The sequence below is a fragment of the Streptomyces incanus genome, assembly GCF_042656345.1.
GTDB classification, from domain to species: Bacteria; Actinomycetota; Actinomycetes; order Streptomycetales; family Streptomycetaceae; genus Streptomyces; species Streptomyces incanus.
The window spans coordinates 42,312-67,620 of sequence record NZ_JBHSPC010000006.1 but is presented as its reverse complement, the minus strand read 5'-3'; the positions used below and the strand labels follow the sequence as shown (position 1 = coordinate 67,620).

The 25,309-nt window shown below is 70.6% G+C and carries 21 protein-coding genes and 2 pseudogenes; 9 read left to right on the top strand and 14 right to left on the bottom strand.

Annotated features, from left to right (window positions below; genetic code table 11):
• The first annotated feature begins 167 nt into the window (after positions 1-167).
• The 4 genes from ACFP2V_RS01260 to ACFP2V_RS01245 all read left to right on the top strand — a co-directional run bounded on the left by ACFP2V_RS01260 (position 168) and on the right by ACFP2V_RS01245 (position 4,822).
• Positions 168-2,858, top strand: a complete 2,691-nt coding sequence (locus tag ACFP2V_RS01260; protein ID WP_381204403.1) for a sensor histidine kinase — start codon at positions 168-170, stop codon at positions 2,856-2,858.
• Positions 2,855-3,544 carry a response regulator gene (locus tag ACFP2V_RS01255; protein WP_381204402.1) on the top strand — a complete coding sequence of 230 codons (690 nt, stop codon included), beginning with the start codon at positions 2,855-2,857 and terminating at the stop codon, positions 3,542-3,544. Before ACFP2V_RS01260 ends, ACFP2V_RS01255 begins: the two co-directional genes overlap by 4 nt.
• 96 nt (positions 3,545-3,640) lie before the next feature.
• Positions 3,641-4,039 carry an OB-fold nucleic acid binding domain-containing protein gene (locus ACFP2V_RS01250; RefSeq protein WP_381204401.1) on the top strand — a complete coding sequence of 133 codons (399 nt, stop codon included), beginning with the start codon at positions 3,641-3,643 and terminating at the stop codon, positions 4,037-4,039.
• Positions 4,040-4,042: 3 nt separating this feature from the next.
• The gene (locus ACFP2V_RS01245) at positions 4,043-4,822 is read left to right on the top strand and encodes a DUF3159 domain-containing protein (RefSeq protein ID WP_381204400.1); all 780 of its coding nucleotides are present in this window, start codon (positions 4,043-4,045) and stop codon (positions 4,820-4,822) included.
• 90 nt (positions 4,823-4,912) lie between these two features.
• On the opposite strand, the gene ACFP2V_RS01240 is transcribed toward ACFP2V_RS01245, so the two are convergent.
• The gene (locus ACFP2V_RS01240) at positions 4,913-5,590 is read right to left on the bottom strand and encodes a potassium channel family protein (RefSeq protein WP_381204399.1); all 678 of its coding nucleotides are present in this window, start codon (positions 5,588-5,590) and stop codon (positions 4,913-4,915) included.
• The gene (locus ACFP2V_RS01235) at positions 5,590-6,261 is read right to left on the bottom strand and encodes a potassium channel family protein (protein ID WP_381204398.1); all 672 of its coding nucleotides are present in this window, start codon (positions 6,259-6,261) and stop codon (positions 5,590-5,592) included. Before ACFP2V_RS01235 ends, ACFP2V_RS01240 begins: the two co-directional genes overlap by 1 nt.
• Positions 6,262-6,845: 584 nt before the next feature.
• On the opposite strand from ACFP2V_RS01235, the gene ACFP2V_RS01230 reads away from it, so the two are divergent.
• Both ACFP2V_RS01230 and ACFP2V_RS01225 read left to right on the top strand, forming a co-directional pair.
• Entirely contained in the window at positions 6,846-8,891 is a 2,046-nt protein-coding gene (locus tag ACFP2V_RS01230; RefSeq protein ID WP_381204397.1) for an APC family permease, read from the top strand.
• 67 nt (positions 8,892-8,958) lie between these two features.
• A complete protein-coding gene (locus ACFP2V_RS01225) occupies positions 8,959-10,287 on the top strand; it encodes a class I SAM-dependent RNA methyltransferase (protein WP_381204396.1) in 1,329 nt (442 codons plus the stop codon).
• A gap of 339 nt (positions 10,288-10,626) precedes the next feature.
• On the opposite strand, the gene ACFP2V_RS01220 is transcribed toward ACFP2V_RS01225, so the two are convergent.
• Positions 10,627-11,757 carry a hypothetical protein gene (locus ACFP2V_RS01220; protein ID WP_381204395.1) on the bottom strand — a complete coding sequence of 377 codons (1,131 nt, stop codon included), beginning with the start codon at positions 11,755-11,757 and terminating at the stop codon, positions 10,627-10,629.
• A 472-nt stretch (positions 11,758-12,229) separates the two neighbouring features.
• Here ACFP2V_RS01220 and ACFP2V_RS01215 point away from each other — a divergent pair, with 472 nt between their 5' ends.
• A complete protein-coding gene (locus ACFP2V_RS01215) occupies positions 12,230-12,457 on the top strand; it encodes a hypothetical protein (protein WP_381204394.1) in 228 nt (75 codons plus the stop codon).
• Positions 12,458-12,466: 9 nt separating this feature from the next.
• Here the strand turns inward: ACFP2V_RS01215 and ACFP2V_RS01210 are convergent, their stop codons facing one another.
• Together ACFP2V_RS01210 and ACFP2V_RS01205 are read right to left on the bottom strand one after the other, a co-directional pair.
• The gene (locus ACFP2V_RS01210) at positions 12,467-13,729 is read right to left on the bottom strand and encodes a hypothetical protein (protein ID WP_381204393.1); all 1,263 of its coding nucleotides are present in this window, start codon (positions 13,727-13,729) and stop codon (positions 12,467-12,469) included.
• Positions 13,726-14,082, bottom strand: a complete 357-nt coding sequence (locus tag ACFP2V_RS01205) for a hypothetical protein (protein WP_381204392.1) — start codon at positions 14,080-14,082, stop codon at positions 13,726-13,728. The genes ACFP2V_RS01210 and ACFP2V_RS01205 overlap by 4 nt, the downstream gene beginning before the upstream one ends.
• A 397-nt stretch (positions 14,083-14,479) precedes the next feature.
• On the opposite strand from ACFP2V_RS01205, the gene ACFP2V_RS01200 reads away from it, so the two are divergent.
• Positions 14,480-15,184, top strand: coding sequence for a hypothetical protein (locus ACFP2V_RS01200; protein ID WP_381204391.1), 705 nt, complete (start codon positions 14,480-14,482; stop codon positions 15,182-15,184).
• A gap of 11 nt (positions 15,185-15,195) precedes the next feature.
• Here the strand turns inward: ACFP2V_RS01200 and ACFP2V_RS01195 are convergent, their stop codons facing one another.
• Complete coding sequence (locus ACFP2V_RS01195; protein ID WP_381204390.1) at positions 15,196-15,510, bottom strand: calcium-binding protein; 315 nt, start codon at positions 15,508-15,510, stop codon at positions 15,196-15,198.
• A 634-nt stretch (positions 15,511-16,144) separates the two neighbouring features.
• Between ACFP2V_RS01195 and ACFP2V_RS01190 the strand changes: the two genes are divergently transcribed.
• Positions 16,145-16,366 (top strand): hypothetical protein, encoded by a 222-nt coding sequence (locus ACFP2V_RS01190; protein ID WP_381204389.1) that lies wholly within the window; start codon positions 16,145-16,147, stop codon positions 16,364-16,366.
• Positions 16,367-16,383: 17 nt separating this feature from the next.
• On the opposite strand, the gene ACFP2V_RS01185 is transcribed toward ACFP2V_RS01190, so the two are convergent.
• The 8 genes and pseudogenes from ACFP2V_RS01185 to ACFP2V_RS01150 form a co-directional block, all read right to left on the bottom strand.
• Positions 16,384-17,910, bottom strand: a complete 1,527-nt coding sequence (locus ACFP2V_RS01185) for an ISKra4 family transposase (protein WP_381204388.1) — start codon at positions 17,908-17,910, stop codon at positions 16,384-16,386.
• 73 nt (positions 17,911-17,983) lie between these two features.
• Positions 17,984-18,466 (bottom strand): hypothetical protein, encoded by a 483-nt coding sequence (locus ACFP2V_RS01180; protein ID WP_381204387.1) that lies wholly within the window; start codon positions 18,464-18,466, stop codon positions 17,984-17,986.
• 552 nt (positions 18,467-19,018) lie between these two features.
• A complete protein-coding gene (locus ACFP2V_RS01175) occupies positions 19,019-19,726 on the bottom strand; it encodes an IS6 family transposase (RefSeq protein ID WP_381204386.1) in 708 nt (235 codons plus the stop codon).
• A gap of 203 nt (positions 19,727-19,929) precedes the next feature.
• Positions 19,930-20,631: pseudogene (locus tag ACFP2V_RS01170) on the bottom strand (integrase); the annotation flags it as partial.
• A 393-nt stretch (positions 20,632-21,024) separates the two neighbouring features.
• Positions 21,025-22,455 (bottom strand): NAD(P)-binding domain-containing protein, encoded by a 1,431-nt coding sequence (locus ACFP2V_RS01165; RefSeq protein WP_381204385.1) that lies wholly within the window; start codon positions 22,453-22,455, stop codon positions 21,025-21,027.
• A 537-nt stretch (positions 22,456-22,992) separates the two neighbouring features.
• A complete protein-coding gene (locus ACFP2V_RS01160; protein ID WP_381204384.1) occupies positions 22,993-23,838 on the bottom strand; it encodes a hypothetical protein in 846 nt (281 codons plus the stop codon).
• A 246-nt stretch (positions 23,839-24,084) separates the two neighbouring features.
• A pseudogene (locus tag ACFP2V_RS01155) lies at positions 24,085-24,276 on the bottom strand (telomere-protecting terminal protein Tpg); the annotation flags it as partial.
• Positions 24,277-24,454: 178 nt separating this feature from the next.
• Complete coding sequence (locus ACFP2V_RS01150) at positions 24,455-24,961, bottom strand: hypothetical protein (RefSeq protein WP_381204383.1); 507 nt, start codon at positions 24,959-24,961, stop codon at positions 24,455-24,457.
• Positions 24,962-25,309: the final 348 nt, after the last annotated feature.

The window sequence follows — 25,309 nt, the reverse complement described above, 5'->3', positions numbered from 1 at the left end:
GGCGGCCCCCCCCGCAGCCGCCCGTCAGGGTTCCGTCAAGGGCGCGTCCCGCCTCCGGGGCCGCCGCCTTCGGCCGCCCCGGACGAACGTAGGGTCGACTCCGCGCAGACAGCGGTGAACCGGCGACCGGCAACCGCGCTGTCCGGAACCGGAAGACAATGAGGGGCATGGGACGCGGCAGACTTCGGATCCACCTCGGCGCGGCACCGGGCGTCGGCAAGACGTACGCGATGCTGTCCGAGGCACAGCGCCGTGTCGAGCGGGGCACCGACTGCGTGGTCGGGTTCGTCGAGCACCACGACCGGCCGCGTACCAGGGCACTGCTGGAGGGCCTGGAACAGATACCGCGCCGGGAGCTGGAGCACCGCGGCGCCGTCCTCCCCGAGATGGACCTCGACGCCGTCCTCGCCCGCCGCCCCCAAGTGGTCCTCGTCGACGAACTCGCCCACACCAACGTGCCCGGCTCGCGCAACGCGAAGCGCTGGCAGGACGTGGAGGAACTGCTGGCCGCCGGCATCGACGTGCTGTCGACCCTCAACATCCAGCACCTGGAGTCCCTCGGCGACGTCGTGGAGTCGATCACCGGCGTCCGGCAGCAGGAGACCGTACCGGACGAGGTGGTGCGGCGGGCCGACCAGACGGAGCTGGTCGACATGACGCCCGAGGCGCTCCGCCGCCGGATGGCGCACGGCAACGTCTACCAGCCGGACAAGGTCGACGCGGCCCTGTCGAACTACTTCCGTCCCGGCAACCTCACCGCGCTCAGGGAACTCGCGCTGCTGTGGGTGGCCGACCGGGTCGACGAGTACCTCCAGCGGTACCGCAGCGAGCACGACGTCTCGGCGATCTGGGGCTCACGCGAACGGATCGTGGTCGGTCTGACCGGCGGGCCCGAGGGCCGCACCCTGATCCGCCGTGCCGCGCGGCTGGCCGAGAAGGGCGCCGGGGGCGAGGTGCTCGCGGTCTACATCGCCCGCGGGGACGGTCTCACCGCCGCCTCGCCCGGCGAACTGGCCGAGCAGCGGACCCTGGTGGAAAGCCTGGGCGGCACCTTCCACCACGTGGTCGGGGACGACATCCCGGCCGCTCTGCTCGCCTTCGCGCGCGCGGCGAACGCCACCCAGATCGTGCTGGGCTCCTCGCGCCGCAAGGCGTGGCAGTACGTCTTCGGCCCCGGCGTCGGCGCGACCGTCGCGCGGGACTCAGGTCCCGACCTGGACGTGCACATCGTGACCCACGAGGCGATCGCCAAGGGACGCGGACTGCCGGTGGCCCGGGGCGCCCGGCTCGGCCGGTCGCGGGTGGCGTGGGGCTGGGCGGTCGGAGTGGCGGGTCCCGCGGTGCTGGCCCTGCTGCTCAGCGCCTTCGACCCGGGCCTGGCCAACGACATGCTGCTGTTCCTGTCGCTGACCGTGGCCGCGGCGCTGCTCGGCGGGCTTCGGCCGGCCCTGGCCTCGGCGGCGTTCGGCTCGCTGCTGCTGAACTACTTCTACACACCGCCCCTGCACCGCTGGTCGGTCTCCGACCCGAAGAACATCATCGCCATCGTGATCTTCGTCGCCGTCGGCGCGGCGGTGGCGTCCGTCGTCGACCTCGCCGCCCGCCGCACGCACCAGGCGGCCCGGCTGCGCGCCGAGTCGGAGATCCTGTCGTTCCTCGCCGGCAATGTGCTGCGCGGCGAGACCGGCCTGGAGGAGCTGCTGGAACGGGTCCGCCAGACCTTCGGTATGGAGTCGGCTGCGCTGCTGGAACGCGCGGGGGATGTCGAGCCGTGGACCTGCGCCGGCCGGACCGGCACCGGCCCGGCCCTGGAACGGCCCGACGACGCCGACGTGGACGTTCCGGTGGGGGACCACATGGCGCTCGCGCTGACCGGCCGGGTCCTGCCCGCCGAGGACCGCCGGGTGCTGGGCGCCTTCGCCGCCCAGGCCGCCGTCGCCCTGGACCGCCGCCGGCTGCGCGCCGAGGCCGACCGGGCGCGCACCCTCGCCGAGGGCAACCGCATCCGCACCGCCCTGCTGGCCGCCGTCAGCCACGACCTGCGCACTCCGTTGGCCGGGATCAAGGCAGCGGTCTCCTCGCTGCGCTCCGAGGACGTCGACTGGTCGCCCGAGGACCGGGCCGAGCTGCTCGAGGGCATCGAGGGCGGCGCCGACCGCCTGGACCACCTGGTGGGCAACCTGCTCGACATGTCCCGCCTGCACACCGGCACGGTCACCCCGCTGATCCGCGAGGTCGACCTGGACGAGGTGGTGCCCATGGCACTCGGCGGGGTGCCCGAGGGCAGCGTCACCCTGGACGTCCCGGAGACCCTTCCCATGGTCGCCGTCGACCCCGGGCTGCTGGAGCGGGCGATGGCCAATCTGGTCGAGAACGCCGTCAAGTACGCTCCCGCCGGTACCCCCGTCCTGGTGGCCGCCAGCGCGCTCGCCGATCGGGTCGAGGTGCGGGTGGTCGACCGCGGCCCCGGCGTCCCGGACGATGCGAAGGACCGCATATTCGAGCCTTTCCAGCGCTACGGCGACGCCCCGCGCGGGGCCGGGGTGGGCCTCGGCCTGGCGGTGGCGCGGGGCTTCACCGAGGCCATGGGCGGCTCCCTGAACGCCGACGACACCCCGGGCGGCGGCCTCACCATGACACTGACCCTCCGCGCGGCGGCAACGGCGGCGATGTCGGAGACGGCGGCGACGGAGGCAACGGCGGCGATGTCGGAGACGGCGGCGACGGAGGCAACGGCCGCGACGAGGGCCCCGGTGGCGGGACCCACGGAGCCCGTTCGCCCCGCAGAACCGGAGCCCGTTCGCCCCGCAGAACCGGAGCCCGTGGGCCCCGCAGGACCGGAAAGGCAGCCCTCATGACCCGTGTGCTGGTGGTCGACGACGAGCCGGCGATCGTGCGCGCCCTCGTGATCAACCTCAAGGCCCGCTCGTACGAGGTCGACTCCGCCCACGACGGAGCCGAAGCCCTCCGCCTGGCCGCCGCCCGCCATCCCGACGTGGTCGTCCTGGACCTGGGCCTGCCCGACATGGACGGCGTCGAGGTGATCCGGGGACTGCGCGGCTGGACCCGGGTGCCGATCCTGGTGCTGTCCGCCCGGCACGCCTCCGACGAGAAGGTCCAGGCGCTCGACGCGGGAGCCGACGACTACGTCACCAAGCCCTTCGGCATGGACGAACTGCTGGCCAGGCTGCGGGCCGCCGTGCGCCGTGCCGAGCCCTCCGGCGAGAACGAGGACGAGGGCGACCTGGTGGTGGAGACCGACGGGTTCACCGTCGACCTGGCCGCGAAGAAGGTGCACCGCGACGGCAAGGACGTACGGCTGACCCCCACCGAATGGCATCTGCTGGAGGTGCTCGTACGCAACGGCGGCCGGCTCGTGGCGCAGAAGCAGCTGCTCCGGGAGGTCTGGGGGCCGTCGTACGGGACGGAGACGAACTACCTGCGCGTGTACATGGCGCAGCTGCGCCGCAAGCTGGAGGCCGACCCGGCCCACCCGAAGCACTTCATCACCGAGCCGGGCATGGGCTACCGCTTCGAGCGGTGAGTGCGTGGGGGCCGGCCGGGAGCGGCCGGGAGCGGCCGGTTCGGGCCGGGCAGGCAGCGGGTACGTAACCTTCGGGTGCCCCGGTACGCTTCACGTATGAGTGCTCTTCCTCGCTCGGAGAAACCGGCGGGCCGGTTCCGGCGCATGCTCGACCGGCTCTCCTCGTCGCAGGAGGACCTGGAGTCCGAGGAGCTGCGTGAGGACGCCGAGACCACCGGCTGTACCCGGATAGGTGACTGTCAGGACCGGCAGATAGTGACGGTTACTGGTACCTTGCGCACGGTCACGCTGCGGCCGCGCGCGGGAGTCCCGGCCCTGGAGGCCGAACTGTTCGACGGCTCCGCCGCGCTGGATGTGGTGTGGCTGGGCCGGCGCTCCATCGTCGGGATAGAACCGGGGCGCAGGCTGATCGCATCGGGCAGGATCTCCCTGAGCAGAGGCCGCCGGGTGCTGTTCAATCCGAAATACGAACTGAGACCCCTCGGACGGGAGTAGCCGGTGACGTCGCTCGACAAGCCGACAACCGAAGACACATCCGCGGACGACGCCAGGGCGGTGACCGAGGCCGCCCTGTTCGAGGCGTTCGGCGGGGTGCGGGGCATGGTCGAGACGGTGCTGCCCGGCCTCCTGTTCGTCAGCATCTACACGATCAACAAGAACCTGCACATGGCGGCGATCGCGGCGCTCGCCGTGTCGCTGGCGATGGTCGTGGTCCGGCTGGCGAGGAAGGACACCGTCAAGCACGCCTTCAGCGGCGTCTTCGGCGTCGGCTTCGGCGTGGTCTTCGCGATGATGACCGGCAACGCCAAGGACTTCTACCTGCCGGGCATGCTCTACACCACGGGCCTGGCCCTGGCGTACATCATCACCGCGCTGGCCGGTGTCCCGCTGATCGGCCTGATGCTGGGCCCGATCTTCAGGGAGAACCTCTCCTGGCGCACCCGCAACCCGGGGCGCAAGAAGGCTTACACCAAGGCCAGTTGGGCCTGGGGCCTGATCCTGCTCGGCAAGAGCGCGATCCTGTTCCCGCTGTACTGGTGGGCGGACACGACACAGCTGGGCTGGGTCCTGATCGCGCTGAAGATCCCGCCGTTCCTGCTCGCGGTGTACCTGACGTGGGTGTTCCTGGCGAAGGCGCCGCCGCCGATCGACGTGTTCGCGGAGATGGAGGCGGAGGAGCGCGCCGAGGAGGAGCGCAAGGCCGCGCGAGAACAGGAGAAGGCGCAGTACGCGGAGGACGGCGAGGCGACGACGACGGGCCGCCACCGCCGGCCCTGAGTCACCTCGTTCGGCACGTGAGGACGTGAGTGGGGGCGCCCGGAGATCTCCGGGCGCCCCCACTCACGTCCCACCGCCACCGGACCGGTGTCAGCGCACGGTGTCGGTCCTGCGTACCGACAGGAGGTCCTCCAGCTGCTCCTCGCGTGCCTGGGCGGCCACGAAGAGCAGCTCGTCGCCCGCCTCCAGGGAGTCCTCCCGGGTCGGGGTGAGGACGCGCGTCCCCCGGATGATCGTGACCAGCGAGGTGTCCTGCGGCCACTGGACGTCGCCGACCTGGGTGCCGGCCAGCGCCGACTCCTCGGGCAGGGTCAGCTCGACCAGGTTGGCGTCCCCGTGGCTGAAGCGCAGCAGCCGGACCAGGTCACCGACGCTGACCGCCTCCTCGACCAGGGCCGACATCAGGCGCGGGGTGGAGACAGCCACGTCCACGCCCCAGGACTCGTTGAACAGCCACTCGTTCTTGGGGTTGTTCACCCGGGACACGACGCGCGGAACGCCGTACTCCGTCTTGGCCAGCAGGGAGACGACCAGGTTGACCTTGTCGTCGCCGGTCGCGGCGATGACGACGTTGCAGCGCTGGAGCGCCGCCTCGTCCAGGGAGGTGATCTCGCAGGCGTCGGCGAGCAGCCACTCGGCCCGCGGAACGCGCTCGACCGAGATGGCGGTCGGCGCCTTGTCGATGAGCAGGATCTCGTGCCCGTTCTCCAGCAACTCGCCCGCGATCGAGCGGCCCACCGCGCCGGCTCCGGCAATGGCGACCCTCATCACTGACCGCCTTCCTCTTCGGGGCCCTTGGCGAACGCCGCCTCGACCCGGTCGATCTCGTCCGTGCGCATCATCACGTGCACCAGGTCCCCCTCCTGCAACACCGTCTGGGAGCTGGGCAGGAGCGCCTCGCCGAGCCGGGTGAGGAAGGCCACGCGGACGCCGGTCTGGTCCTGCAGTCTGCTGATCCGGTGCCCCACCCAGGCCTGCGAGGTGTGCACCTCGGCGAGCTGCACACCGCCGGTCGGATCGCGCCACAGCGGCTCGGCGCCCGAGGGGAGCAGCCTGCGCAGCATCTGGTCGGCCGTCCAGCGGACCGTCGCCACCGTGGGGATGCCCAGGCGCTGGTAGACCTCCGCGCGGCGGGGGTCGTAGATGCGGGCGGCGACGTGCTCGATGCCGAACATCTCGCGGGCCACCCGCGCGGCGATGATGTTGGAGTTGTCCCCGCTGGAGACGGCGGCGAAGGCGCCCGCGTCCTCGATGCCCGCCTCGCGCAGGGTGTCCTGGTCGAAGCCGATCCCGGTGACCCGGCGGCCGCTGAACGAGGAGCCCAGCCGACGGAAGGAAGTGGGGTCCCGGTCGATGACGGCGACCGTGTGTCCCTGCTCCTCCAGGGTCTGGGCCAGGGCGGAACCCACCCGCCCGCACCCCATGATCACAATATGCATCGCGTCACACCGCGCTTCCTGCAGGCCCGTCGACCTTCATGACCATCGTGCTCATGTCTCTCTTTCGGCTCGCCGGGCAACCCGTGGCGGCCTGAGTGCGGGCCGCCGGGCAACATCATGCCGGGACGGCGCGCCCCCGGTACCCTCCGGGGGCCGACCGCCGCGCCGGGTACCCGGGACCAACGTATGCGCACCGGGAGGCGGTCAACGGCGGGTGATGCTGCGCACGCTCGCCAGGGTCAGGATCCCGAGGCCGAGCAGTGCGGCGAGGGCGCCGATCAGTTCTGCGGTCACGTGCATGGGGACCTCCACGGAGCGGCGACGGACGGGGCGCGGCCGCCCGTCCGGACCGGCCGCCCCGGACGACGGACAGGGGCGGCTCGGCCGTGACGGACAGGGCCCAGTCATATAGGCATGGAACCGGTGTGTGCCGCGGAACCCGCAGCGCCACCACCCCAAGATTTCACCCGGAGAGCAGAGGCCGTACGCCCGCACCACGGCGGTGGCACGAGTGCCGTACGGAAGCCGTATGGATCTGGGTGGCGGGTGGGTTGCCCGTGTTCGAACGCCTACGATCCCCTGTTGTGTCCAAACTGACCGACGTGCCCAAACGCATTCTCATCGGGCGCGCGTTGCGCAGCGACCGACTGGGCGAAACGCTTCTGCCCAAGCGCGTCGCACTCCCCGTCTTCGCATCCGACCCGCTGTCCTCCGTGGCGTACGCGCCCGGTGAGGTCCTGCTCGTCCTCTCCGTCGCGGGTCTGTCGGCGTACCACTTCAGCCCCTGGATCGCGGTCGCGGTCGTCGTCCTGCTGTTCACCGTGGTCGCCTCCTACCGGCAGAACGTCCACGCCTACCCCAGCGGCGGCGGCGACTACGAGGTGGCGACGACCAACCTCGGTCCCCGGGCGGGCGTGACCGTCGCGAGCGCCCTGCTCGTCGACTACGTCCTCACCGTGGCCGTGTCGATCTCCGCCGGCACCGAGAACCTGGGCTCGGCCATCCCGTTCGTCGTCGAGCACAAGGTGGCCTGCGCGATCGCGGCGATCGTGCTGCTGACGCTGATGAACCTGCGGGGCGTACGGGAGTCGGGCACCCTCTTCGCGATCCCGACCTACGTGTTCGTCGCCGGCGTCTTCACCATGATCGCGTGGGGCACCTTCCGCTCGGTGGTACTCGGCGACGACATGCGGGCACCCACGGCGGACTACGAGATCAACCCCGAACAACCGGGCCTGGCGGGCTTCGCCCTGATCTTCCTCCTGCTGCGCGCCTTCTCCTCCGGCTGCGCCGCGCTCACCGGCGTCGAGGCGATCTCCAACGGCGTACCGGCCTTCCGCAAGCCCAAGTCCAGGAACGCGGCGACCACCCTCGCGATGATGGGCCTGCTCGCCGTCACCATGTTCTGCGGCATCATCGCCCTGGCCGGCGCGACCGGCGTCCGCATGGCCGAGAACCCGGCCACGGACCTGTTCCACGACGGCGTACCGCTCGGCCCGGACTACGTACAGCACCCGGTGATCTCGCAGGTCGCCGAGGCCGTGTTCGGTGAGGGCAGCCTGCTCTTCCTCGGCCTGGCCGCCGCCACCGCACTGGTGCTGTTCCTCGCGGCCAACACCGCCTACAACGGTTTCCCCCTGCTCGGCTCGATACTCGCCCAGGACCGCTACCTCCCGCGCCAGCTGCACACCCGCGGCGACCGGCTCGCCTTCTCCAACGGCATCGTGCTGCTCGCAGGCGCCGCCATCGTGCTGGTATGGGTCTACGGCGCCAGCACCACGCGCCTGATCCAGCTCTACATCGTCGGCGTCTTCGTTTCCTTCACCCTCAGCCAGATCGGCATGGTCCGGCACTGGAACCGCCTGCTGGCCACGGAGAAGCAGCAGGCCGCACGCCGCCACATGACCCGCTCCCGGGCCATCAACGCCTTCGGCGCCTTCTTCACAGGCCTGGTCCTGGTCGTCGTACTCGTCACCAAGTTCACCCACGGCGCCTGGGTCGCGATGCTCGGCATGTGCTTCTTCTACGTGCTGATGACGGCCATCCGCCGGCACTACGACCGCGTCTCCGAGGAGATCGCCGCCCCCGAGGCCCCCGGCGACGACATGGTGCGTCCCTCCCGCGTCCACTCGGTCGTCCTGATCTCCAAGATCCACCGTCCCACGCTGCGCGCCCTCGCCTACGCCAAGCTGATGCGCTCCGACAGCCTCGAGGCCCTCAGCGTCAACGTCGACACCGCGGAGACCCGGGCCCTGCACGCGGAATGGGAACGGCGCGGCATCGAGGTGCCCCTGAAGGTGCTGGACTCCCCGTACCGCGAGGTCACGCGGCCGGTCATCGAGTACGTCAAGAACCTGCGCAAGGAGTCCCCGCGGGACGTGGTGTCCGTGATCATTCCGGAGTACGTGGTCGGCCACTGGTACGAGCAGCTGCTGCACAACCAGAGCGCGCTGCGGCTCAAGGGCCGGTTGCTGTTCACGCCGGGCGTGATGGTGACCTCGGTGCCCTACCAGCTGCAGTCCTCCGAGGCGGCCAAGCGGCGCGCCCGCAAGCGGGCGGACTGGGCGGCACCGGGTTCGGTGCGGCGCGGTCCGGCGGAGCGGTCGAAGGACGCCTCCCCGCACACGTAGACTGGACGGCTGTTGTCGCGGGCCATCGCCCGCACCTTCGCCCCCGATGTTGTGGAGTCACCCCGCCATGCAGGCAGAACCGAGAAAATCGTTGGTGGGGGAGGAGTACGAGGTCGAGGTCGGCCCCGTCGCCCACGGCGGCCACTGCATCGCCCGTACGGCCGAGGGCCAGGTGTTGTTCGTCCGGCACGCGCTGCCCGGCGAGCGGGTCGTCGTCCGGGTGACCGAGGGCGAGGAGGGTGCCCGCTTCCTGCGCGCGGACGCGGTGACGGTGCTGGACGCCTCCAAGGACCGGATTGACGCCCCCTGCCCGTACGCCGGGCCCGGCCGCTGCGGCGGCTGCGACTGGCAGCACGCCAAGCCGGGAGCGCAGCGTCGCCTCAAGGGCGAGGTCATCGCCGAGCAGCTCCAGCGGCTCGCCGGGCTCACGCCCGAGGAGGCCGGCTGGGACGGCACCGTCGTACCCGCCGAGGGCGACAAGCTCCCCGCCGGCCAGGTCCCGGCGTGGCGTACCCGCGTGCAGTACGCGGTGACCGCCGACGGCCGCGCGGGCCTGCGCCGGCACCGCTCGCACGAGGTCGAGCCGATCGACCACTGCATGATCGCCGCGGAGGGCGTCAGCGAACTCGGCATCGAGAAGCGGGACTGGACGGGCATGGACTCCGTCGAGGCGATCGCCGCGACGGGCTCCCAGGACCGCCAGGTCGTCCTGACCCCGAAGCCGGGCGCGCGCCTGCCGCTGGTCGAACTGGACCGTCCGGTCTCCGTCCTGCGCATCGACGAGCGCTCCGGCCAGGTCCACCGCGTCCACGGCCGCCCCTTCGTCCGCGAACGCGCGGACGGCCGCACCCACCGGGTCGCCAACGGCGGCTTCTGGCAGGTCCACCCGAAGTCGGCGGACACCCTGGTCACCGCGGTCATGCAGGGTCTGCTGCCCCGCAAGGGCGACATGGCCCTCGACCTGTACTGCGGTGCCGGCCTGTTCGCGGGCGCCCTCGCCGACCGGGTCGGCGACGCGGGAGCGGTCCTCGGCATCGAGTCCGACAAGCGCGCCGTCGAGGACGCCCGGCACAACCTCGCCGACTTCCCCCGCGTCCGCATCGAACAGGGCAAGGTCGACTCCGTCCTGCCGCGCACCGGCATCAACGAGGTCGACCTGATCGTCCTCGACCCGCCCCGCGCGGGCGCCGGCCGGGCAACGGTCGAGCTCCTGTCGTCGCTGGGCGCGCGGAAGATCGCTTACGTGGCGTGCGATCCGGCGGCGCTGGCCCGAGACCTGGCGTACTTCCGGGACGGGGGGTACCGGGTGCGGACACTGCGGGCGTTCGATCTGTTTCCGATGACGCATCACGTGGAGTGCGTCGCCATCCTTGAACCGGCGGCTAAGGGCTCCTGACCTGCGGTTTTGCCCGTGCGCATGATGTGCGGTGTGGGCGTTACGGGCGATATCTTGACGCTGAAATGACGCTCGTGACGCTCATTTGACGCTCGTTCTGATGGGGTGCCAGGTGGCTTCGGGTTGCAGAGTGCGGGGCTCGGGTGAGGGGGGAGAAGCGCCTGAACGATCTGCTGCGAACCACGCGGCAACTGTCTCGGAAAGAGACGGCGAGGAGTCACGACGCGGTGACCGTGGAGACCGGCGCTCCATGGGGCCGTGCGCGTTCCGGCGCTCACGCTGTCTCCCTGAGGTGGGGAGGGGGCGGTTCGGCCCGATCGGTGCCAGGCAGGAGGGGGCCTATCGGAGGCCGTGGCGGTCGAGGCGGTGGATGAGGCCGGGGCGGCGGTGATTGTCCTCGCGAAGGCGGGTCAGCCGCTGGTGGAAGTCCGTGTTGTGCCCGGTGTGGGAGTAGGCGTCGCGCAGTTCCGCGAGGAGGGTGACGGCCTGGTCGTAGGCGCTGGTCTTCTTGGTGGCGATGTGCGCCTCGATCTTCTGCCAGGCTGATCCGGCCTCGCTCGCGAGGGCGGTCAGGCGCTGGGCGCGGGCGGTGGTCCGTTCGTGTTCGGCGCGCTTCTGGCGTTCGGCGCGCCGTGTGTGGGCGGCGTCCAGGAGTCGGGCGGCGGAGCGGCGCCCGGGGACCGTGGTGGGTGCGTCGGCGCCGTGCAGGCGGTGCAGGAGTTCGGTGCGCAGCCCGGGTTCCGGGCCGAGGGCGAGCCGCAGCAGCAGAGCGTCCTTCTCCTTCTGGGGCAGTGCGGCGATCAGCGGGGCGAGTTCCTTCTTCGTGGGCCTGGCCGGTTTCCTGGGCGCGGCGGGACTGGCCTGGGCCGCGACGGTCAGCAGATCGTCGTCCACGCGCAGGAAGTCCGCGAGCGCGCGCTGCGGGGCGGTCAGTTCGCCGAGCCCGGCCGGGACGGGCGGTTCCGGGCAGGTCTGGTACTCCTCTTCGTCGTCGTCCTCGAGTTCCCAGGCGGTGAGCGCGGAGAGCCAGGCGAGGTAGAGGGGGCGCAGGTCGCCGGTGGTGAGTTCGTCGCGGATGCCGATGAGGGCGGCCAGGGAGTCGTCGGCGCCCTCGATCCAGTCGCCGCCTTCGTCGTCGCTGGTGAGGTCGAGCAGGAGGTGGGTGCGGGTGGTCCAGGCGTCGACGTGGTGGTCGAGGCAGTACGGCTTCACCGTGGGCAGAGCCAGGGTCTGCCTGGGCAGGCGGAGCATCAGACGGTGGGTGCCCCAGTTGGTGACGTACAGGTGCGCGTCGAAGCAGCGCTCGACCATACGGCGCGGATTCCCGCTCAGGTCACCCCAGTGGTAGGTGTTGGTGAAGCTGGTCGCGGTGATCCGGGCCCGGGTGGAGATGGCCCGCAGCTGTTCCTGTTCCTCGCGGCTGAGCGGCCGGTCGAGGGCCTGGAACTCGTAGTACTGGTACTCGCTCACATGGCGGACCCTACCGCCGCCGCGGGTGGGTGCGGGCGGGGAACGGCAGCGGTGCTGCAGCTGGCCGCCGCGGACAGGCTGCGGTGCAGCGACAGACGAAGCGCCCCTCCGCGGCCACGATCCGAGCGCTGGGCGAGATCCTCACCGGCGGTGACTTCTACGGAGGCGAGGCGGTCAGGGCCTTCGCCTGGCCGCTGGTGCTTACCGGGCCGGGTCCGGCACCCGCTGTCGGGGCGCAGAGCCCGGTCAGGGTCCTGCCGAACTTCGACGTCGTGGCACTCGACGGCCCGGCCCCGGCCGAGGCGCTGCTGCTCGACGCGTGCGCGACCCGGCCCGCCGAGCATGTCTGGACGCTGTCCACCGCCTCCCTGCTGAAGGCCCTCCACGCAGGCCGCGGCCTGGAGGACCTGCGCCGCTTCCTGACCGGGGGGGGAGCAGCCCGGGAGAGGAACTGCCGCAGACCGTCACGGTTTTGCCGGCCGACGCCGCCTCCCGCACCGAAAAGGTGCGGGATCTGGGCACGTGCCACCTGCTGGAGTGCGTGGACGAGGCACAGGCCGTGATGATCGAGAAGGACCGCAGGGCGGGCGCGCTGTGCTCCCGGATCGGCCCGAGGCACCTCATGGTGGCTCCCGACGATCTCCCGGCCTTCCGCACCGCGCTGCTGAAACTCGGCTGCGTCCTGCCCGCCCGCCCCTGAGCGGAAGGTTCACGCCCAGGGCGCGGTCCGCGGGGCGTGGGCACGTGCTCGGAGCGCGGTGAGGGCGGCGGCTCGGCCGGCGGGGGTGAGGAAGAGGGTGGAGCGGCGGCGGTCGCGGTACGCCAGGAAACCCAGGGCCTCGCCGGGACGCAGCCACTGCCACAGGAAGTGGCGGGTGTCGTCGGGCCGTGGGGCGCTGCCGTCGGCGAGGGTGAACGCCTCGGCGGCCAGGGTGTGCACGGCGGCGGTGAGGTCGTCGAGCGTGAGCTCCCCGTCGAGCAGGGCTGCGGCGGCGGCTTCGGCGAGCTCGGCTCGGACGCCGTCGCCGAACCAGGCGTGGGCCGCGGTGGCCTGCAACAGGGCCGGGTCGGCGAGGTGCTGTCGGCCACGGGCGGTCAGGGCGAGCTTGCGGTGCCGCTTGGCGAGCAGCCGCGCCGCACGGGCGAGTTCGTGCAGTTCGGCGAGGCGGACGACGTCGTACTCGGTGCGCGGCACCATGCCGGGCAGATACCAGTCGTAGCGTGCGGCGGCCTCGATGACCAGGGCGCGCGGCAGGTAGCCGGCCTGGGTCAGCGTCACTCCGTCGCCGACCGACTCCAGCAGCCAGCGCAGGGGTTCGGCCGTGTCGGCGGGTGCCTCGGGCGCCACGCTCAGCAGGTCCGTTACGGTGCCGCGCAGTCGGCGTCGGGCGGCGGGCGGGGCCTCGGCCCAGGTGCGGCGGCGCTCGCCGTGGACGGCGTCCAGCGGGGCACGGCCGTCGTGCGCGGGGTGCGGGGTGGTGAGCCAGCGCTCCAGATGTTTGATGCGGGCGGCGGCGTAACCCCGGGCGCCGGGCACCAGGGCGCCGTCGTCCAGCGCCCGCTCCAGCAGCCGCGAGGCGTTGCCGCGGGCGACAGCCTCGCCGATGCCCATCACCGGCCCCCAGGTGAGCAGGGCGGTGTCCGGCGGGGCCACCGGGGAAGCGTCCACCGCCCGCCGGTAGGCGGCCCGCCCCTGATCGGGCGAGTGCTGCCACGCGCCGAGGATCTCGCGGGTGACCTCCGACGTGCAGACGGCCGCGGTCCGGGGCCTGCCGGCGTCCTGGAGGAGTTCGGCCAGGGCGGTGAGGATGTGCGGGTATTCGGCGGGCGCGGCCATCCACTTGACGGGCAGCTCGTACCAGCAGAACCGCTCCACATCCTCCTGGGCAAGCGAGCCGGCCGGGCCGCCGTCCGGCAGCAGCCAGCCCAGCAGCCGGTCCCGCACCTCGCTCGTGTCGTCGGCGCGCGTCATACGTGTCCTTCCCTATCGAGTTCCCGGTCGAGTTCGCTGGTCCGGCGCCGTACCCGGTCCCGGTGGAACCCCGGCCGGTCCGCCGCCCGGAGAACGGCACGGGCGGTCGCGGCGTCACCCTGCTGCAGGGCGTAGGAGACCAGAGCCAGCGGCTGCCAGTCCTCCGAGCCCAGCACAGTCGCGGTGGCGGTGAGCCGGTCCACCGCCCCGGCCGCGACCTGGGCGTAGGCGCGAAGGCCCAGAATCTCACGGGCGCGGAAGTCCCAGCGGGCAGAGACGTACTCGCTGTGCAGCGCGCAGGCCAGAGTCTCACCAGGTCCAGGCCGGCCCGATCCTCCAGCGCCTGCTTCCACACCTTGGCACGGGCCCGGGCGACGACCTTCGGAGCATGCGCAGCGCCTCCAGCCAGCTCGGCCGCACCGAGCCCGTCCGCCGCAAGACGCTCCCGTAGCTCCAGCAGATGACTCCACCACGGCTCCAGATCCACCCCGCGCACCACCCCGCCCGACCGCTCCCGCGTCAGCCGCGCATCGAAGTCGTCCCAGTCGCCGCCGCAGTCCACCACGCACGCCACGGCGAACCACACGTCCCAGTGCGACCACTCGCCAGACGGTGCCGGATGAGGCCACGGCTCCGGGCCGAACGTCGGCAGCCTGCGTCGGGGAGAGGACTTGTCCGCCGTGCTCACCAGCGCATTGTCGCACCGAAGACGATGGCGCTCGCAGCGCGCCTCGGCATAGCCTCGCGGACATGACCGAGGCATGGACCGACCACGAGCTGAAGGCGCTCCGCGCCGCCTGCCACACCGCGGACGGCCCCTCCCTGCTTGCCCTGCTGCATACGCATGACCCCGCCAGCGTGCTGCAGCAGTGCGGAGACGCACTCACCGCAGCCGTCTTTCGGGGTGTGCCCGGTGGCCGGGAGACGGCGATCGCGTGCACGTCCACCCTGCGTGAACGGGGCTGGCCCGGCGACGAGGTCCTCGCCGAACAACTCGACACGGTGGGCGGCGGTGCCGTCTTGGTGCTGAGGCCGCTGCCGGTCGATCTGGAGGAACTCTCCGGTCTGCTCGAAGGCGACCCGGCCTGGGGCGGTGGCCGCATCGACCTGGACACCGGCGAGTGCCGGCCCGCCCTCGCGGACACCGAGGAGTCATGGGACGAGGACGAACCGGAAGGCACCGAGCGGTGGCTCCCTGTTCCGTGCGCCGGATCACGCGATGCCTACCGTGACATGGAGGACTTCATCTCCACCCTCGACGACCGGGACCTCGCCCGGTTCCTCGGCATCGCGATCCAGGGCCCGGGAGCCTTCCGCCGTTTCAAGGACATGCTGGCCACCTCACCGGCACAGCTGCGGCGGTACTGGTTGTTCGCCGCGGAACGGCAGTACGGCCGGGCTCGAGCCTGGCTCGCCGATCAGGGCTACCGGCCCGCGCCACCAGGCGGTCGTTGATCTGGGCGCGCTTACGGTCCCCAGTGCCGGTACGCCTCGATCCACTCGGCCCCCTCGGGCGCCGGGTCCGGCAACGGAAGGTCGAGAATGCCGATCGCCTGCCGGTGCCTGCCTCGCGTACAGACCGCCACGATCTGACTGCCGGGCAGCAGGTCCACCTTCTTCACGGTGACCTCGACCCCGAGAACGACCGTCTTGAACGGGACGGCCAGATGCTCGGAGAGCATCGTGTAGAGGCCCGTGAGCTGCTCCTCGTCGTCGTAGGCGTCCACGGTGGCCTGCTCGACCAGCTCATCGAGTTCCGCGTCACTCAGCTCCCCGGCCACAGGGAACACGGTACCGGCGGGGCCCGCAGTTCCCCTCTCTCGGTCAATCGCCGGCCGCTCCGTCCTGGGCCACGATGGTCGTTCCTCCCGTCCCGGCGTGCCGCCTGGTAGTGCGTACCGACTTCCCGGCACCCGTCACGGGTTGGTGCGGAGAGGGCCGCCGACTGTACGGGGCGATCAGGCGCAGACTCCCCGTTCGCGACGACTACCGATGACCGCCGGGGCTCATGGCCTTGACAGGGGACCAGCCATGTTCTGGGTGCCTCGTGGGACTCGAACCTGCGGCCAAGCGCTTAGAAGGCGCCTGCCCTGTTCCTTGCCGCTCGCCGTCAGGCGAGCCCGTTGGCGGCGACGGTCTGCGGTGATGCTGGATCTTCTGATTCGCCGAGGGCAGACACATTGAGGGCGCAACGGACTGGAATGACGCGGCGAAGCAAGCAAACCTAGAACAGTCCGCAGCAGCGCGACTACGCCTTGCTTTTCGTGCAGGCGTCGAGATGTCACGAGTGTCGTGCCGGGCGCAACATAGCCGACGATCGCCGGTTAGCCAAACCGGCAATTCTGCAGACCATTGAACCTGCCGCGCTGGCCCCGCATGGCGTGTTTCATCATTCCCCGTGAGGAGTTCAGATCTATGTCGGTCGAGGTCATGGAAGAGGAATGGCTGTATTCCAAGGAGGAGGTAGGAGCGCTGCTCGAGTGGGTGCGTGGACATGTGAGTGCCGAACCCGCGGTATACCTCTTCATGCGCATCGTGGCCGAGCAAGCTCTGCGCCCGAGCGAGGCCCGGAACCTGCGAGTGGCCGACGTTGTCCTCCCAGCGCGTGGCTGGGGGGGTGCGTTGCTTCTTGAGTGATGGGTGGGTGGCTGCGGTCACGCCGCGAGGGCGAGTTGTCCCTGGTAGCGGACGGCGTGGGTGTGCAGGTGGTCGAGTTCGGTGAAGTAGCGCCAGTACCGCTCGAAGTCGCCGTTGTCGATGACGGCGCGTAGGAGGAGGACCGCCTCGGCGCCGGTCAGGCCCCATCTCGCCCCGGTCACGTCCAGGCGGTCCTTGACGAGGAAGCGACAACTTCCCTCGATCACCCCGGTCGCGATGGGCCAGCCCATGGCGAGGGCGAGGTGGTAGCGCAGGTAGGGCTCCTTGGCCTGCAGGTAGGCGGCGGTGCGGGCGACGGCGGACAGTTGCTTCGCGTCCTCGGGGCGGGTGCGCAGGTGCTGGCGCAGGGCGGCGACGACGCGGGGGCTGTGCCCGTCCAGCACGGTGCGGGCGGCCTCGGCGACCCAGGCCGCGCGCGCTGCGTGGCCTGGGTGGAGGTCCTCGGAGGCCCGCCACAGATATTCGATCACATGCACGATATCCACGATCGTGTCGACATGGACGCCGCGGGCGGCCGCTTCCCTTGCGATGCAATCAAGTTGGTGGTTGGCGCCGTCGACCAGGACGATCCAGCGGCGCCGGTGATCGGGGTCACGCTGTTCGGCGTGGTCGAACATGGCGGTGACCATGGCCGCGGTGGAACGCTGAAGAGAGCCTTCCAGGTGCCGGCCCCGTGCGCGCGGGCCGTGGGTGCGGGCGGCGCGTTCGCCCGCGGTGGCCGGCAGGACGTCCGCACCGGTGCGTGGGACCGGGTCGGCGTCGTAGACGGCGAAGACGGTCGCCATCCGACGGCGTCCGGTGTGCTCGCGACTGGACAGCTGGGCCGAGGGCGGCTGCGGGCCGTCGGCTGCCCGTGCGGCGCGGACCGGCTCCCGCAGATCGGACGGGATCATGTTCACGCCGGTCGCGTCGCAGCTGAGCACCAGCAGCCGGTCCCCCTCGTTGCCGACGGCCGGGGCGGGGGCGGGCGTGTCCTGCTGGTAGAAGGCGGGGATGTGGGCGGCGACGCGGCACGCGATCTCCATCAACTGCCGGGTGCCGAGCCGCCCGCCGGTGGTGCGCTCCAGGTGAGCGCCCGCCCGGCGCAGGGGTGTCCCGGCGACCTCGAGGGCGACGGCGCGCTGCAGCGGGTAGGAGTAGACCTGCCGCGGCAGGGCCAGGGCGGCGTCGCCGGGGTGCAGGTTGGCCGCACCGGGGGCGCGGTAGGCGACCCGGGTCGCCTCCACCCGGCCCAGCGTGGTGGCCAGCAGCCGGCGGTGGCCCCGTTCGGCCCGAGGGCGCACCACGGCGTCGCTGCCGGTGACCACCTCCACGCGCACCTCGGCGGCGGCGCGGGCGTCCAGCTGGTCCTGCAGCATCTGCCGCAGCACTTCCCGCCCCGCGGCGGTGATGTAGTCCTCCAGTCCTTCGGCGGTGGCCGAGGCCATGACCGGTGCGGACAGATGGGCGAGCATCTCCTCCATCCGGGTGCGAGTGGCGGTGAACGGGTCGGGGGCCTGGGGCGCGGACGTGTAAGGTGCCACCGGGTCTTCTTCCTTGCGTGGTCTGGCTGTTCACCCGACCAACAAGAAGGAGGCCCGTTTCCGTATCGGCAGGTCACCCGCGCGCCGCGGCACCTCCACGCGCCAGGGTGAACAGGCCGCCCGGGGTCTGCACCACCCGCCCGGCGGCAGCGGCCTTTTTCAACTGGTGGCGCACTCGCTCCACTTCACGGGGCGTGGCCTCCAGCCCGAGCCCCTCCACCACCTGACGGCACCGCACCGGACCGGCGTACGCGGCCAGCACCCCCAGCATCCGCCCGGTGAACTCGCCAGTTTCCTCGGCAGCTTGACTGCCGACGGTGCCCGACACCACCTGTGCTCGCGGGGCCGGGATCCGACCCCGCCCCGCCCCGGCCTCGCCGTGCGCCGCCGGGAGCTCGCCCACGACCTGGCACGCCGTCGCCACCCGGGCCAGCTCCTGCTTACACACCTGAAGCAGCCCGGCGATCCGCTCGGCCTCCCCGCGCAACCGCTCCGCCTCCCGACGGCAGGCCGCCTCCCGCTCCCGCAGCAGCGCGAGCACCTCGCCGCAGCCCATCCGACCCCGCCTCTCCCACGCCAGCCGATCAACAGCTACCGCAACGAGAACACCGGTCCACCAGACACGCACTCGTCACTCAAGAGGAAACGCACCCCCACGTGGAGTGTGTCGCGATCCTCGAACCGGCCGCGAAGGGCTCCTGACCTGCGATTTTACCCGTGCGCATGATGTGCGGTGTGGGCGTTACGGGCGATATCTTGACGCCGAAATGACGTTCGTGACGCTCATTTGATGCTCTTTCTGATGGGGTGTCAGGTGTGTTGGGATGCTGGTCAGGCCGCCTGTAGCGGCGTGGGAATGGGGGGCTCTGCAGGGAAAAAAGGGCCCCAGCGTTGGCCGGTGGACGGCACGTGCTGGAGCGCAGGTTGGCCCAGCTCAGCGCGGCGTGCAGCACGCCGGTGCGGGCGCGCGTCAGCCGTGTGGTGACGGACACGGTGGCGTCTCCGCTGCCAGTGTTTCTGGGGCTGCGAATGGTGCTGTCACGTTGTTGAGTGTGTGAGTGCCTGATGGTGTGTCGGGCGCGGTGGGGCCGGGTTCCGGCTTCCGTGCTCAGGCCGCGGCAGGCAGGCCGGCGACGCCGGTGGCCTGATCCCGGATGGCGAAGCGGGTGGTCATCTCGGCTCGGTATTCGCCGGCGGTCATCAGATGGCGGCGGGGTCGGAAGTGGGGTGAGATACCGCTGAACGCGGCCAGGAACCGCTGGGCTCCTCCGACACTGCGGAAGCCCTTCATCGCGCGTTCACGCTGCCTCGTCGGCTGGTGGCTGTTCTCCGCCCGATTGTTCAGGCCCTGGTGGGAGCGGTGCTCGACGGAGGGCATCACCTCGCGGTGGGCCGCCCCGCAGGAGCGCAGCCTGTCCGTGACGACCACCCGGGTCTTCTTCAGCAGCCTGCGGAAGAAGCGCCTGGCCGCAACGGTGTCCCGGCGGTTCTGCAGGAGGATGTCCGGCACGGTGCCGTGCTGGTCCACGGCCCGCCACAGGCACTTCGGCTCGCCGTTGACCATGAGGAAGACCTCGTCCAGATGCCATGTGTCCCCAGGCCGGGGCCGCCGACAGTGCAGCGCGTTGGCGTAGGCCTGCCCGAACTTGGCGCACCAGCGGCGGACCGTCTCGTGGGAGACGACCACGCCGCGCTCGAGCATCAGTTCCTCGACCTCGCGGAACGACAGCGGGAAGCGGAAGTACAGCCATACGCAGTGGGAGATGATCTCGACCGGGTACCGGTGCCCCTGGTACGACGGCGACGTACTGCCCACGGACGATCCCTCCCCGGCATGACCACCCAGAAGATCACCCCACCCAGTCAGCCAACGTGACAGCACCGTCCGCTTCGTGATCTGGGACCAGATCACCGGCAGCACCGGCCTGCTCGCGGGGGCCTGAGCCCAGACCCCCGCGGATCCCCACGACACCTGACATGCCGTCAAGCGATCACATCCTCGCCAACGTGACAACGCCCGTCGAAGGCGGCGGTGAACTTCGCGTCCCGGTTGCGGATCAGGAACCTGGCCCTGCTGCCCGAGTCCTCCAGGTCCATGACGAGATTGCGGCCGAGCTGCACGATCCACTCCGCGGTCGGGTGTCCGGTGGCGCCCAGAATCCGGACGCGCCTCGTGAAGTGCGCGAGGACGGCGAAGACGTACAGGCGCGCCCCGGTCAGCGTCCGGGTCTCGAAGAGATCGCAGGCGAGCAGTGCGGTCGCCTGGCTGCGGAGGAAGTCGGCCCAGGTGGTGCTCTGCCGTGCGGGCGCGGGCGGGATGCCGTGCTCGCGAAGGATCTCCCAAACCGGGCAGGCGGCGACCTCGATGCCGAGCGCCGCGAGCTCGCCGTGGATCCGGCGGTAGCCCCACGAGCTGTTCTCGCGGGCCAGACGCAAGACCAGGATGCGGATCGAGCGGACGGTGGGTGGGCGCCCGCGGTGCTTGGGCGTGCAGGTTGCAGCAGGGCGTCGCCTGGGCAGGTCACGGTGCCGGCGCAGGATCGTGTCGGGGCGTACCAGCAGCGGGAGGTGGCGCAGCTTGCCCATGGGGAGGTGGTGGAGCAGGCCGGCGAGGACCACACGGTCGGTGTCCGTGAACGTGGGCTTGCCGACCTGGCGCTGCAGGACGAGCAGCTGGTGCCGCAGGGCGAGGATCTCGATGTCTTTGTCCCGCTCGCTCATCGGCAGGAGACGGAGCAGGGCGAAGATGTTGGTGGCGGCGAGGTAGGCCAGGCGCAGCGGCCCGACCGGTCATGATGCCGTCCTCCCTCGCCCAGGTGAAGACAGCGGAGCGGCCGGCAGCCGCATCAGAGATGGCCGGTCAAGGCCGTGGCCTGGGCGGATGATTTATCGGCACCCGCAGTCTTCGCAGGGCTGCGGCTCGGTCCCCACCCCTCACACACAAGCCATCCGGCACGGCCCACGGCACGCTCCCATGGCCCACGGCGCACTCCCCCTGGCCCCGGCAACCGACATCCACCAGTTGTGCCCACCCCATGGATACGGGTCAGGGGCCCGCAGTGAGAGCTGCTGGGCCCCTGACCCGTAGTGGGGTCCGCCCCCGACCTCGGGGAGTTACGCCGCTGCGCTGAGCTCAGCGTTCTGCGGGGCCTTGGCGGGGTCTTCGGCGAGGTAGCGCTCGATCGAGTCGTCGAATTCTTCGAGCCACGGTGTGTGGTGCTCGGCGGCCAGGGTTTCCGTCATGACCGAGCGGTAGACACGGTCGCGGTAGCCCATGATGTCGGCCTTCTTGTCGCGCTTCCACGCGAGGAAGATCTCGACGACCCGGTCGAGGTCGAACTCGGGGTAGTCCGTCTGCCGCAGCAGATCACGCACGTAGTCGGCCTGGAAGCGGACCTCTTCAGCGTCCGAGGAAAGCTTCTCGAAACGTTCCCGCCACTCGGCGATGGACGCGGAGCGTTCAGTCTCCGACGGCAGCTCGGCGCGGCCCAGGATGAGGTCGCGTACGTACCAGGCCTGCGCGTCGAACATGTTGAAGGTGAACCACTGGTCCTGCGCGCCGAGGTAGGCCAGACGCGGGTTGTCCTGCCACACGACACCGCGGTAAAGGCCGTCCGGGTACACGTTGTTCGGGGAGGCCAGCGCGAGCTCGTCGGGCAGGAACGGGTACTTGTGCAGGTAGCCGGTGCACAGGATGACGGCGTCGATGTGCTTCGAGGTGTCGTCGGCGAAGTGGACCGTGTTGCCCTCGATGCGCTTGATGAGGGGGCGTTCCTCGAAGCCCTCGGGCCAGTCGTAGCCCATCGGCGCGGAACGATAGCTCGCCGTCACCGAGCGTGCGCCCATCTTGAACGCCTGGCTGCCGATGTCCTCGGCCGAGTAGCTGGAGCCGACGACGAGGACGTCCTGCCCCTTGAAGGCTTCCGCGCCGCGGAATTCGTGCGCGTGGGCGATGTGCCCGGGGAAGGTCTCGATGCCAGGGAATTGCGGCACGTTGGGGAAAGCGAAGTGGCCGCTGGCGACGACCACATGGTCGAACTCCTCGGTCGTCGTTTCTCCGGTGGGGAGATTCTCGACCGTGAGCGTGAAGACCTCACGCTCGGCGTCGTATTCCGTCCAGCGCACGACGGTCTGGAAACGGATGAAATCGCGCACGTTCGTCTTCTTCAGCCGGGCGGCGATGTAGTCCCACAGAACCGGGCGCGGCGGGTATGAGGAGACGGCGCGACCGAAGTGCTCGTCGAAGGTGTAATCAGCGAACTCCAGCGCTTCCTTCGGCCCATTCGACCACAGATTGCGGTACATGCTCGAGTGCACGGGCTCGCCGTACTCGTCGAGTCCGGTGCGCCAGGTGAAGTTCCACTGGCCACCCCAGTCAGCCTGTTTCTCAAAACAGACAATCTCGGGGATGTCCGCCCCCGCGCGCGCTGCGGTTTCAAAAGCCCGCAGCTGAGCCATGCCCGAGGGGCCGGCACCGACAATCGCTACTCTTTTTCTGTTCGTCACGTATGTCCCTTTATTTTCGCCATGCGGCCCCGTGTCCACCCTCACAGGCAGGGCGGAGCCATCCGGTCGCCAGAATCCGCACGTATCGACCGGTTCAGCGAGGCGGCTTTCTTTTGACCGTAGCAGGATTGGCTCAATTGCACTAGTTTGCTATCGCAATCAACAGCGTCAACCCGTCGGGGGTGCGGGCCGCGACAGCCGGTCCGGCCGTGCGGCTACAGGTCGACATCAAGCCCCACTCTCGGCGGATGAACTGCAGCTTTGCCACCTCGTCGGGTGCGACGGGGGTTCGTCCGCCGGGCTGGCCGCGAAGGTCGTCGCCCTGCAGTCTTCACCCTTTGAACTTCACATCGGCAACGCAGCAGAAAGGGTGGATGGCGCCCTGGCGGAAATGTGCCCGACCACAGCTCCTTCCCGGTCTGCGCAATCTCATTCCTCCGAGATGCAGAAGGAAGCGGATCCGTAATCTGGTTCTCCGTCTTGTCCGGTGCTCCCCGCCGGCGCAGGGGAGCAGGTGCCGGTCTCCTCAGGCTGTTCAAGGGCAGAGCACGGGAGCACCGCCTGGAGGGGCTGTGCTCATCGCCGCATCGGCAGCTCCAGCAGGCCGGCGAGCTCAGCGTCGGTCGCCGGCCTGAGCGTCGACAGAATGTGCCGGGCTGCGGACAGATCGGTATGGAAGCCTTCCACGGTCACGGTGTAGACCAGGCCGTCGCGGCGCAGACGCAGTTCCTGGTGCTCGTAGCCGCCCTCGTAGGTCAGCAGCCGGCGGCCTCCGCCGTCGTCCGTGCAGCGGATCAGCTCGCCGATGGGAACGGGGCAGCCGCGCGCGTCGACGCGCCGGGTGTCGTGTCCCACGCGTGTCACGCCGAGGTGTAGTCGTGTGGAGTGGGGCCGCTCGTAATCGGCACCGAAGCCGGCCTCGCTCGCGCCCAGGACGTGCAGTGCGTAGCCCGGCGGCGGGTCGCCGACCCGTAGCAGGGTGTAGCCCACGCCATTGGCGGTGATCCACTCGTCGAGAGTGGGGGGCTGCGTGGCTGCCCAGGTGGCGTACGCTCCGCCAGCGGCAAGGGCGGTCGCTGCCCCGAGAGCGCCCAGCCTGACGCGGGCGCCTGGAAGGAAGAGCGCGGCTGCGAGCGCGTAGCAGGTGCCTCCGGCCAGGGAGAGCAGAAGACTTTTCTCCAGGTGATTGATCTTGAAGTTCACCACGGCGGCCCCGAACGCGCCGACCGTGCCGAGCGCGTAGACGCTCGCTGCCCATGCCCACAGTCCGCGCGCCCGTCGCATGAGCGGCACGACCGTGCGGACGGCGGTTCCGAGCCCCGCGAGCGCGACTACCGACAGAAGAGCCACACCGACGAGAGCGGCGGTGAACGGAGCCGCTCCGTCGGCGAAGAGGGCGACGAGCACCGCCTGCAACTGCACGCCGGTCAGGGCACATCCGGCCAGCCAGACAGCCGCCAGATGAGCGATTGCGTGCCCCGCTTTCCTTCTCTGCGTCATTCGCATGATCACGCCGGGCGATCGACTACGGTTCCCCGACCACAGCAGAGAGCGACACAGAACTCGCCCGACCCGTCGAACAACCACACTGGCCAGCCAAAGCGTTCAGCGGCCGACCGAGACGCCCAGTCACAGCCGGGAGCGTGACACCCAGTGTCCGGTCGGCTGCTACAGGTCGAACTCCACGTGCTCGATGTCGGTGAACCGCACCGCCAGGCCGGTCGCGCGGCGGCCGCCGTCGCGGAAGTAGACCTCGCCGAGCGCTTCGGCCGCGAGGTCGCGCAGCTGCTGTTCGTTGGCCCCGGCGTCCTGGGCGGCGTAGCGGCGCGGAAGCCGGGCCGTCAGGTCCGGCTCAAGAGCCGCCAGGCTCTCCGCCGCCGCCTGCCAAAGCGCGCCCCGACCCACCACCGCCCGCGCACCGCCGACAATGATGAGGCTTCGTGAAAATCCTCAGCCGCGCTCTGCATTCCTCATTTCGTTGACCGATCACCCGTGGACCGGAGCCGACCGTTTCGGGTGGTCAAGGCCCTACCCGCCGTCAAGGGCCCTCGACTGATCCGTCCTGGTGCCAGGCGTAGACGCGCACGGGGTCCAGGTGTAGTTCATTGGGGCCCAGGCAGTCAGCGGCCCAGGTGGCCAGGCGAGAGCCACAGACGCAGGCCAGGTTGGGGCCGCGCGCGCCGGTGGGACCGCAGCACCCGAGCCAGTTGTCCCCGAGCGTGAAGGGTTCAAGGCGTGGCAGGACATCGTCCGGGTGGACGACGACGCTGTCACGCCAGCCGGCGGAGACGGTGGCCCCTGCGCCGGTTCGCAGCAGCTCGCGGCCTGCGCTTCGGGCAGGCCGGCGGGGTGCGGCGGCTGCGACGAACGGGGCACCCCACGGGCCGGGGTCGATGGCGTAGTGCCCGCGCGGAACGGCGGAGCGGGCCTGGCCAGTCTTCTGGTCCCGGCCATGATCAGGGTCATCGACGTCCGGGACGACCGGCAGTGCCACCAGGTCCCCGGTGAGCGCGGTCCCGCACTTGGCGCAGTAGAAGACGGTCACATGTCGGGTTCTACCGTGCGGCGGGCCGGACCGTCACGCGGATTCGGCTGGCTGACGGGCGCGACTCCTGGCTCAACCTGCCACAGCCCGCACCCGCAGGTGGGGAATCGGGGCGAGCAGGTCTGTCCCATCCCTGAGCAACGGGTGGGGATTTCCAAAGAGCCCATCAACACCTGGCGGCGGGACTCCCTGGCGCTGCCCAGCGGCCTGGTCGTGATCGGCCCCTGGCTTCGTTGATCTCTAGGAACAGCGTTTGGCGATCGGTTCCGGAGGCAGTTGGTGATCACCTGGCTCCCGGATCTCGATGAGAAACGACGGCACTGTCGTGTCCACGAACGTGGGACGGCC

Coding starts and splice junctions, on each gene's coding strand:
- ACFP2V_RS01260 (WP_381204403.1), top strand. CDS start 168: ATGGGACGCGGCAGACTTCGGATCCACCTCGGCGCGGCACCGGGCGTC.
- ACFP2V_RS01255 (WP_381204402.1), top strand. CDS start 2,855: ATGACCCGTGTGCTGGTGGTCGACGACGAGCCGGCGATCGTGCGCGCC.
- ACFP2V_RS01250 (WP_381204401.1), top strand. CDS start 3,641: ATGAGTGCTCTTCCTCGCTCGGAGAAACCGGCGGGCCGGTTCCGGCGC.
- ACFP2V_RS01240 (WP_381204399.1), bottom strand. CDS start 5,590: ATGAGGGTCGCCATTGCCGGAGCCGGCGCGGTGGGCCGCTCGATCGCG.
- ACFP2V_RS01235 (WP_381204398.1), bottom strand. CDS start 6,261: ATGCATATTGTGATCATGGGGTGCGGGCGGGTGGGTTCCGCCCTGGCC.
- ACFP2V_RS01225 (WP_381204396.1), top strand. CDS start 8,959: ATGCAGGCAGAACCGAGAAAATCGTTGGTGGGGGAGGAGTACGAGGTC.
- ACFP2V_RS01210 (WP_381204393.1), bottom strand. CDS start 13,729: ATGACGCGCGCCGACGACACGAGCGAGGTGCGGGACCGGCTGCTGGGC.
- ACFP2V_RS01200 (WP_381204391.1), top strand. CDS start 14,480: ATGACCGAGGCATGGACCGACCACGAGCTGAAGGCGCTCCGCGCCGCC.
- ACFP2V_RS01190 (WP_381204389.1), top strand. CDS start 16,145: ATGTCGGTCGAGGTCATGGAAGAGGAATGGCTGTATTCCAAGGAGGAG.
- ACFP2V_RS01180 (WP_381204387.1), bottom strand. CDS start 18,466: ATGGGCTGCGGCGAGGTGCTCGCGCTGCTGCGGGAGCGGGAGGCGGCC.